At 67.0% G+C, this 7611-nt stretch carries 6 protein-coding genes and 1 pseudogene; 3 read left to right on the forward strand and 4 right to left on the reverse strand.

Features of this window, described 5'->3' with window-relative positions:
• Nucleotides 1-238, forward strand: a pseudogene (locus tag KIT86_RS23410) (ABC transporter ATP-binding protein); the annotation flags it as partial.
• 33 nt (nucleotides 239-271) lie between these two features.
• On the opposite strand, the gene KIT86_RS23415 reads toward KIT86_RS23410, so the two are convergent.
• Nucleotides 272-1054 carry an IclR family transcriptional regulator C-terminal domain-containing protein gene (locus tag KIT86_RS23415; RefSeq protein ID WP_297402879.1) on the reverse strand — a complete coding sequence of 261 codons (783 nt, stop codon included), beginning with the start codon at nucleotides 1052-1054 and terminating at the stop codon, nucleotides 272-274.
• Nucleotides 1055-1203: 149 nt separating this feature from the next.
• Between KIT86_RS23415 and pobA the strand changes: the two genes are divergently transcribed.
• Both pobA and KIT86_RS23425 read left to right on the forward strand, forming a co-directional pair.
• Complete coding sequence (gene pobA / locus KIT86_RS23420) at nucleotides 1204-2394, forward strand: 4-hydroxybenzoate 3-monooxygenase (protein ID WP_297402881.1); 1191 nt, start codon at nucleotides 1204-1206, stop codon at nucleotides 2392-2394.
• Between the two features lie 103 nt (nucleotides 2395-2497).
• The gene (locus KIT86_RS23425; protein WP_297402883.1) at nucleotides 2498-3409 is read left to right on the forward strand and encodes a CoA transferase; all 912 of its coding nucleotides are present in this window, start codon (nucleotides 2498-2500) and stop codon (nucleotides 3407-3409) included.
• 29 nt (nucleotides 3410-3438) lie between these two features.
• Here the strand turns inward: KIT86_RS23425 and KIT86_RS23430 are convergent, their stop codons facing one another.
• The 3 genes from KIT86_RS23430 to KIT86_RS23440 all read right to left on the reverse strand — a co-directional run.
• Entirely contained in the window at nucleotides 3439-4833 is a 1395-nt protein-coding gene (locus KIT86_RS23430; protein ID WP_297402885.1) for a TIGR03013 family XrtA/PEP-CTERM system glycosyltransferase, read from the reverse strand.
• Nucleotides 4830-6911 (reverse strand): O-antigen ligase, encoded by a 2082-nt coding sequence (locus KIT86_RS23435; RefSeq protein WP_297402886.1) that lies wholly within the window; start codon nucleotides 6909-6911, stop codon nucleotides 4830-4832. The genes KIT86_RS23430 and KIT86_RS23435 overlap by 4 nt, the downstream gene beginning before the upstream one ends.
• Before the next feature lie 3 nt (nucleotides 6912-6914).
• Nucleotides 6915-7611: nucleotide sugar dehydrogenase (locus tag KIT86_RS23440; RefSeq protein WP_297402888.1), on the reverse strand; the 697-nt coding region annotated here is incomplete at its 5' end.

Genomic DNA, 7611 nt, shown 5'->3' on the forward strand with positions numbered 1-7611 from the left:
CATCCTCGATGAGGCCACCGAAGGCCTGGCGCCCCTGATCGCGCGCGAGATCTGGCGCATCTGCGGCCTCATTCGCGAGAGCGGCATCAGCAGCGTGATCGTGGACAAGAACTGGAAGCACGTCACGCAGATCACCGACCGCAACGTGATCCTCGTCAAGGGCGAGGTGGTGTTCGAAGGCAGTTCGCAACAGCTTCACGCCCAACCTGAATTGCTGGAGCAGTACCTGGGCGTGTAAGGGATTCGCCACGCCAGGCGAACCCCATGCGGCTCAGAGCAACGGGCGCAGTTCGCGCGCCGCATCCTGCAGCAACGGCAGCAGGTCTTTCTGCAAGGCCGGCGCATCGAAGCGGTCGGGCGCCGCCACCACGTTGAGCGCCGCGACGGTGCGGCCCTGCATGTTGCGCAACGGCACCGCCAGCGCGAACACACCCAGCTCATGTTCCTCTCGGGCAATGGCCATGTCGTCGTTGCGCACCTGGGCGATGACGGCGCGCAAGGCCTTGTGTTCCACGGTGGTGTGCGGCGTGAGCCGGGGCAGTTCGCGACCGGTCAGCCAGGCGGAGAACTCGGCGCGCGGCAGGCCGGCGAGCAGCACGCGCCCGGTGGACGTGGCGTGCGCGGGCAGACGGGCGCCCAGGTGCAGGCCATAGGCCATCAGCCGCTGCCCGCCCAGCGAGACGTTGCGCGCCACGATCACGACCTGGTCGCCGTCAAGCACCGCGGCCGAATACGATTCCCGCGTCTGCGCCGCGAGCCGGTTCAGCGTGGGCTGCAGCAGGCGCGGCAGGCGCGCCGAGGCCAGGTAGCTGCCCGAGAACCGCAGCACCTTGGGCGAGAGCCAATAGTGGCTGCCATCGGACTCCAGATAACCGAGATGGGCCAGCGTCAGCAGGTGCCGCCGCGCCGCGGCGCGTGTGAGCCCGGCGCGCTCGGCGGCCTGGGTGGCATTGAGGCGCTGGCGCTCGGTGTCGAAGCTCTCCAGCACCGCCATGCCTTTGGCCATGCCTTCGATGAAGTCCGCTTTTGCAATGGGAGGGGGCGCAGTGCTCATGGCCGGATTATGACCGGGGCGCCCGAATTTGCGCGGTGATCGCGCAACGAGTCCGATCATCGCGCAAAGGAGCTGGCGCGCCATTGTGCGGACGGGACGCCGTTTTTAAGCTGCGTCGATTCCATTCCCGCCATTCCAGGAGACAACCCATGCGAACCCAGGTCGCCATCATCGGCGCCGGCCCCTCCGGCCTGCTGCTCGGACAGTTGCTGCACAAGGCCGGCATCGACAACATCATCGTCGAACGGCAGAGCGGTGAATACGTGCTGGGTCGCATCCGCGCCGGCATCCTCGAACAGATCACCACCGACCTGCTGCGCGAGGTGGGCGTGGGCGAACGCCTCGCCGCCGAAGGCACGGTGCACCACAGCATCGAGCTGGTGTTCGCCGGCACGCGCCACGCCATCGATGTGCACGGTCTCACGGACGGCAAGGTCGTCACCGCCTACGGTCAGACCGAGCTCACGCGCGACCTTATGGAAGCGCGCAGCGCCGCCGCGCTGCCCACGGTGTACGAAGCCGCGAATGTGGAGGTGCTGGACTACGACAGCCACCACCCGAAGGTGCGCTACCAGAAGGACGGCCAGACGCACGAGATCGAATGCGACTTCATCGCCGGCTGCGATGGCTTTCACGGTGTGTGCCGCGCGAGCGTGCCCAAGGGCGCCATCACCGAGTTCGAGAAGGTCTACCCCTTCGGCTGGCTCGGCGTGCTGGCCGACGTGCCGCCGGTCTCCCCCCACGCCATCGTCTATGCCAACAGCGAACGTGGCTTTGCGCTGTGCTCCATGCGCAGCCTCACGCGCAGCCGCTACTACGTGCAGTGCCCGCTGGACGACAAGGTCGAAGATTGGAGCGACCAGCGCTTCTGGGATGAACTGCGGCTGCGGCTCGACCCCGAGATGGCCTCCCGTGTGATCACCGGCCCGACCATCGAGAAGAGCATTGCGCCGCTGCGCAGCTTCGTGGCCGAGCCCATGCGCTTTGGCCGCATGTTCCTGGCGGGCGACGCGGCCCACATCGTGCCGCCCACCGGCGCCAAGGGCCTCAATCTGGCGGCCAGCGACGTCAAGTACCTCTCGGGCGCTTTCATCGAGTACTACCGCGACAAGACCTCTGCCGGGATCGACACCTACTCCGAGCGCTGCCTGCGCCGCGTGTGGAAAGCCGAACGCTTCTCGTGGTGGTTGACCTCGCTGATGCATCGCTTCCCCGACACGGCCGGCTTTGGCCAGAAGATCCAGGAGGCCGAGCTCGACTACGTCGTCAATTCGGTCTCGATGTCGCGCTCGCTGGCCGAAAACTACGTGGGCCTGCCGCTGAACTTCGGCGAGCGCTGAACCGCGCCAGGAACATCGACGGGCGACGGTGTCGCCCGTTGGCGCTTCTGCGACCGGCCTTGCGGGTACATTGCGGCCAACCCCATTTCAAGGACCCGCCGCCATGAGCTCCTCCTCCCGCCCAGCCCCCGCCCTCCAGCCACTGCGCGGGGTTCGTGTGCTCAGTCTGGCGCTGAACCTGCCTGGCCCGGCCGCCTTCATGCGCCTCAAGGCCATGGGCGCGCGCTGCGTCAAGGCCGAGCCACCGGCCCCCAAGGGCACACCGGCCGGCACTTCGGGCGATCCCATGGGGCAGTACAACCCACGTGCCTACGCCACGCTGCACGAAGGCATCCGGGTGATCTCGCTGGACCTGAAATCCGAGAAAGGCCAGGCGGCGCTGCACAGGGAACTGGGCCGCACCGATGTGCTGCTCACCTCCTTTCGCCCATCGGCGCTGGAGAAGCTGCAACTCGGCTGGAAGGGGCTGCACAAGCGCCATCCCGGGCTTTCCGTGGTGGCGATCGTGGGCGCGCCCGGCGCTCGCGCTGAAGAACCCGGCCACGACCTCACCTACCTCGCGGACGCCGGTCTGGTCACCGGCCTGGAGCTGCCGGCCACCCTGTTCGCCGACATGGGGGGGGCCCTGATGGCCAGCGAAGCCGTGCTCAAGGCGACCCTGGTGCGCCAGCTCCAGGGCAAATCAACGTTCCAGGAAGTCGCGCTTTCGGACGCGGCCGACTGGCTCGCCCTGCCCCGCACCTGGGGCCTGACGCAGCCGGCCGGTGCGGTGGGCGGCGCGCATGCGGGCTACCGCGTCTACCCCTGCAAGGACGGCCGGGTGGCCGTGGCGGCCCTGGAGCCGCATTTCGCCACCGCGCTGTGCGCCGCAGCCGGCCTGCCGGTGTCTGACCTGCGCTCGCTGTTCAAGCCGGAGACGCACGCCGCGATCGCGGCCTTTCTGCGAAGCCGGACGCGAAAGCAGCTCGATCGGCTGGCGGTGGAAAAAGACATCCCGCTGCACACGCTGGCCTGAGCGCGCCCAGCCGGGGCGCGCCGAGGCGGCTACTGCGCGCCCTTGCCCGTCAACACCACGCCCACGGTCTCAAAGATGACCACGAGGTCGAGAAACAGCGAGTGGTTCTTCACGTAATAGAGGTCGTACTGCAGCTTCTCCGCCGTGTCCTCCACGGTGGAACCGTACTGGTAACGCACCTGAGCCCAGCCGGTCACGCCGGGCTTGACGCTGTGGCGCACCGCGTAAAACGGAATCTCCTGGGTGAGCTTCTCGACGAAAAAGGCGCGCTCGGGACGCGGTCCGACCAGGCTCATGTCGCCGCTGAGCACGCTGAAGAGCTGAGGCAACTCGTCGATGCGCAGCTTTCGGATCACCTTGCCCACCCGCGTGACCCGGCTGTCGCCCGCCGTCGCCCAGCGGGGAATGCCGTCTTTCTCCGCATCGGTGCGCATGCTGCGGAACTTCACCACGTTGAAGGGCTTGTTGTTCAGGCCCACGCGCTCTTGCTTGTACAGGATGGGGCCGGAACTCTCCAGCTTGATGATGAGCGCCGTCACCAGCATGATGGGCAACGCCAGCAGGATCAGCACGACCGCGCCAGCGATATCGAACAGGCGCTTGATGGTGGTGCGCAGGAACCCCTGGTCAAAGCCTTCGCCAAAAATGAGCCAGCCAGCCGACACGGCATCGAGGCGGATCTGGCCCAGGTTCTGCTCGAAATAGGTGGCGATGTCGGTCACGCGCACGCCCGCCAGCTTGCAATCGAGGAGCTCGCGCATGGGCATGCTGCCGCCACGGCGCTCGGAGAGCGCGATCACGATCTCATGAACGCCCTTCTCGGCGACCACCTCTGTGAGCGACTGGCCCGGCTGCAACGTGCCCCAGTTGGTCACCAAATGCTCGCGCTCGTTGGGGCTCGCGAAATAGCCGCACAGCTCGGCGCTGGACGATGCCTTGCGCAGGCTCTGGCCGACCGCCTGCGCCTTCGCACCGGTGCCGTACACCAGGACCTTGCGGCGCGTGAGCGACTTGGGCAGGAACTCGCCCGTCAGCACCTGGATGACCAGCAGCAGGCCGGTGGCCATCATGACGATCACCACGGCCCAGGTGTGCCCATAAAACGCCTTCATGGGCAGGAGCAGCAGGACGCCCACCACGATCAGGCCCATCATCATGAACGAGACCAGCACGCGCGCGCGCAACTGCGTGTTGTTGAACACGCTGCCCCGGTCGTAAAGGCCCAGGGCCGAGTTGACCGCCAGGAAGCCGATGCTCATGAGCAGCGCGCGGAGCACGCCTTGCCCGATCTGCACGGCAGTCAGGCCCTCCGCATCGGAGAGGAACACCAGGGTCGCCATGAACGCCGCACTGATCAGCAGCATGTCCATGCACATCTGCAGCAGCGTGCGGCGATCGAAGTAGTGGTTGAATAGCTTGATCAAACTTCTTTTTCCTGTATTGGGCCCGGGGGCCGTGCACGGCTCAGGCGCCCGTCCGAGAATACCGCCGACGCCCCCTTTTGACGTTCTGTTACACAGCGTGAATATTGCGGAATTCGGCGGAAGTGTGATGTTGTCAACAGGATCAGCAGCAGCATAAATGCGATGCGCGGCAATTCGGTGACGCTGATGACCAGGCCGAGCACCCCCATGGCCGAGAGCGAGCCGGCCAGCGCAAGGGCCAGCGGGTCCTTCTCCTTGAGGCCCTGAGCGACACAGTGCCCGGCCCAGGCGGCCAGCAGGCCCAGCACCAGCCATCCCAGCAGTCCACGCTCAACGAGGATTTCCAGGTACAGGTTGTCCATGTGCCAGGGCTTGAAACTGCTCTGCGCGGCGGGGAACCAGTGCCGCAACCCGGCCGAGAAATCGGTGTTTTTCAGGACTTGCAGGCCCTGTGGGTCCAGCAACGCCACCTCGTGAATGAGGGCCGCGTGTCCGGTGCTCAGCACCGTCAGCGCGAACATGCCCTCGCGCCAGGCCACGGCTCGGCTCGCGCCCGAAAAGACCTGGCCCGACAACGGGATGTCGTGCCACTGGGCCGCATCCTTCACGGCTGCTTCGGGCCGCACGTGCTTCCATTGGCAACGGAAGTCATACAGCAGATGCCGTTCGCACACGCTGAGCAGCAGCACCACAGGGGCGTCGGTCTCGTAGCGGATCCGCACGCGGTAATGCCCCTGCGTGGCCAGCGCCATGCGCTGGGTGAGGCCGAAGTCATAGGCAGCCTCGTGGCGCGTCGGCGGCCCTGAGAGCACCACTTGCCCGGCCCCTGTCGCGTCGCGCTGCCATCGCGCCTGTCCGGGGAATTCGCCATCGGGCACCTGTGCGCTGTAGTGCGCGGGCAGGCGCCCCGCCCCCAGGCCCAGCACCCAATCGGCAGGCGTGCGCAGCAAGCCCAGGCCGCTCTGCCAGTGCGCCACGCGGTCCACCAGGTCGGTCTCGGACTGCGCAAGCCGGCCTGTCATGAACGAGTGCCCACCCAGCACCCACACCGCCTCGGCCAGCAGCGCGAATACCAGCGCCCGCAGCGCCCAGCCGCGCCGCCGTCCGCCGGACGCTGGCTGGATCTGGCAGCGCCTGGCCACGATCGCCATCATCATCAGAGAGACCGTGACCGCGAGGTACAAGCCTCGGGAATACGTCGTCAGCACCGCATAAGTGCCCAGGATGGCCAGGGCCGCCGCGCCCACCCATCGCCAGCCGCTTGGCGCCAGCCAGACCGCCCAGAAGGCCAAAGGGACCGTCATGGCGAGGTAGGCATCGATGGCGCCGCCGCCCACGTGCATTTCCCAGAAATTCGCCACGGTGCGGTACGAGTCCGAAAAGTTCAGCACGCCGACGTAACGCCCACGCTCCCACAGCACGAGCGCGCACACCCATGCCAGGCCGCAGAGCAAGCCCGCGATGGTGGTGCGCGCCATGTCGCGCTGTCGCTCGGGCGGGACCCGCCGCATCACGGCATACAGCAGCAGCGCCCACAGCAGGCTTTTGGAAACGCGCAGCGGGTTGAAGGCGCTGGCGTAGTCCGCGTACAACGCCTGCAGCCACCCGTCGCGCGTGGCCCAGGCCGCCAAAGCCTGCGCGCTGGCGCCGGTGTCCCGCCATCCAACCCACAGGCTGCACAGCGCCGACACACCCAGCGCGGCGAGAAGCCCCATCCACACACGGTCGACCTGGGCCCGGGCCGGGGCGCCAGGGCCGGGACAGGAGGCCGTCGATGGCAGGCGGTTGCAGAAGGACTGAAACCCGGACCGTGCGCAGGCGCCTGCCAGCACCGCCAAGACCAGCAAATCAAACTCGTCGATCAGCCACCAGCCTGTGGAAGGTGCAAAACTCGCCACAGGCAACAGCGCCGCCAACAACCCGCCAATGGTCCACGGCCTCCAGGCGGCCCAACCCATGCACAGGCACAGCGCGCCGCTGAGCCACAGAGGTGCCAGAGGATGTTGAGCGGCCAGACCCAGGCAAGCCAGCGCCGCGAGAGTGCCCAGGATCAGCGCGCCTGATCGCGGGCGCGCCATGGCTCAGCGTCCGATGGGCAGGTAATCAAAGCCCTGGCTGCGCACCCAGGCCGGGTCGTAAAGGTTGCGCCCGTCCACGATCAGGGGCTGTTTGAGCTTCGCCTTGATCAGGTCGAAATCGGGACTGCGGAACTCTTTCCACTCGGTCACGATGATCAGCGCGTCCGCCCCTTCCAGGGCCTCGTTGGGGTTCTGTGCATAGCGCACGCGGGGTTCGTCCCCCAGCACGCGCTGCGCCTCGTGCATGGCGACCGGGTCGTAGGCCGTGGCCGTTGCGCCAGCGGCCAGCAGGTCGGCCAGCAGTTCCAGGCTGGGCGCTTCGCGCATGTCGTCGGTATTGGGCTTGAAGGCCAAGCCCCACACCGCAAAATGGCGGCCCTTGAGATCCGCGCCCAGCTTGCGCTTGATCTTGTCACCCAGGACGTGCTTTTGAGCATCGTTGGCGGCTTCCACCGCGGTCAGCACCTTCAGGTCCAGGCCGCCTTCGTCGGCCGCCGTCTTGATCAGGGCCTTGACGTCTTTGGGGAAACAGGAACCGCCGTAACCGGCACCCGGGTACAGGAAGTGATAGCCGATCCGGGGATCGGACCCGATGCCCTGGCGGACGCTCTCGATGTCGGCGCCCAGCTTCTCCGCCAGGTTGGCCAGCTCGTTCATGAAGCTGATGCGGGTGGCCAGCATGGCGTTGGCCGCGTATTTC

The sequence above is a fragment of the Hydrogenophaga sp. genome (assembly GCF_026125825.1).
Taxonomy (GTDB): domain Bacteria; phylum Pseudomonadota; class Gammaproteobacteria; order Burkholderiales; family Burkholderiaceae_C; genus Hydrogenophaga.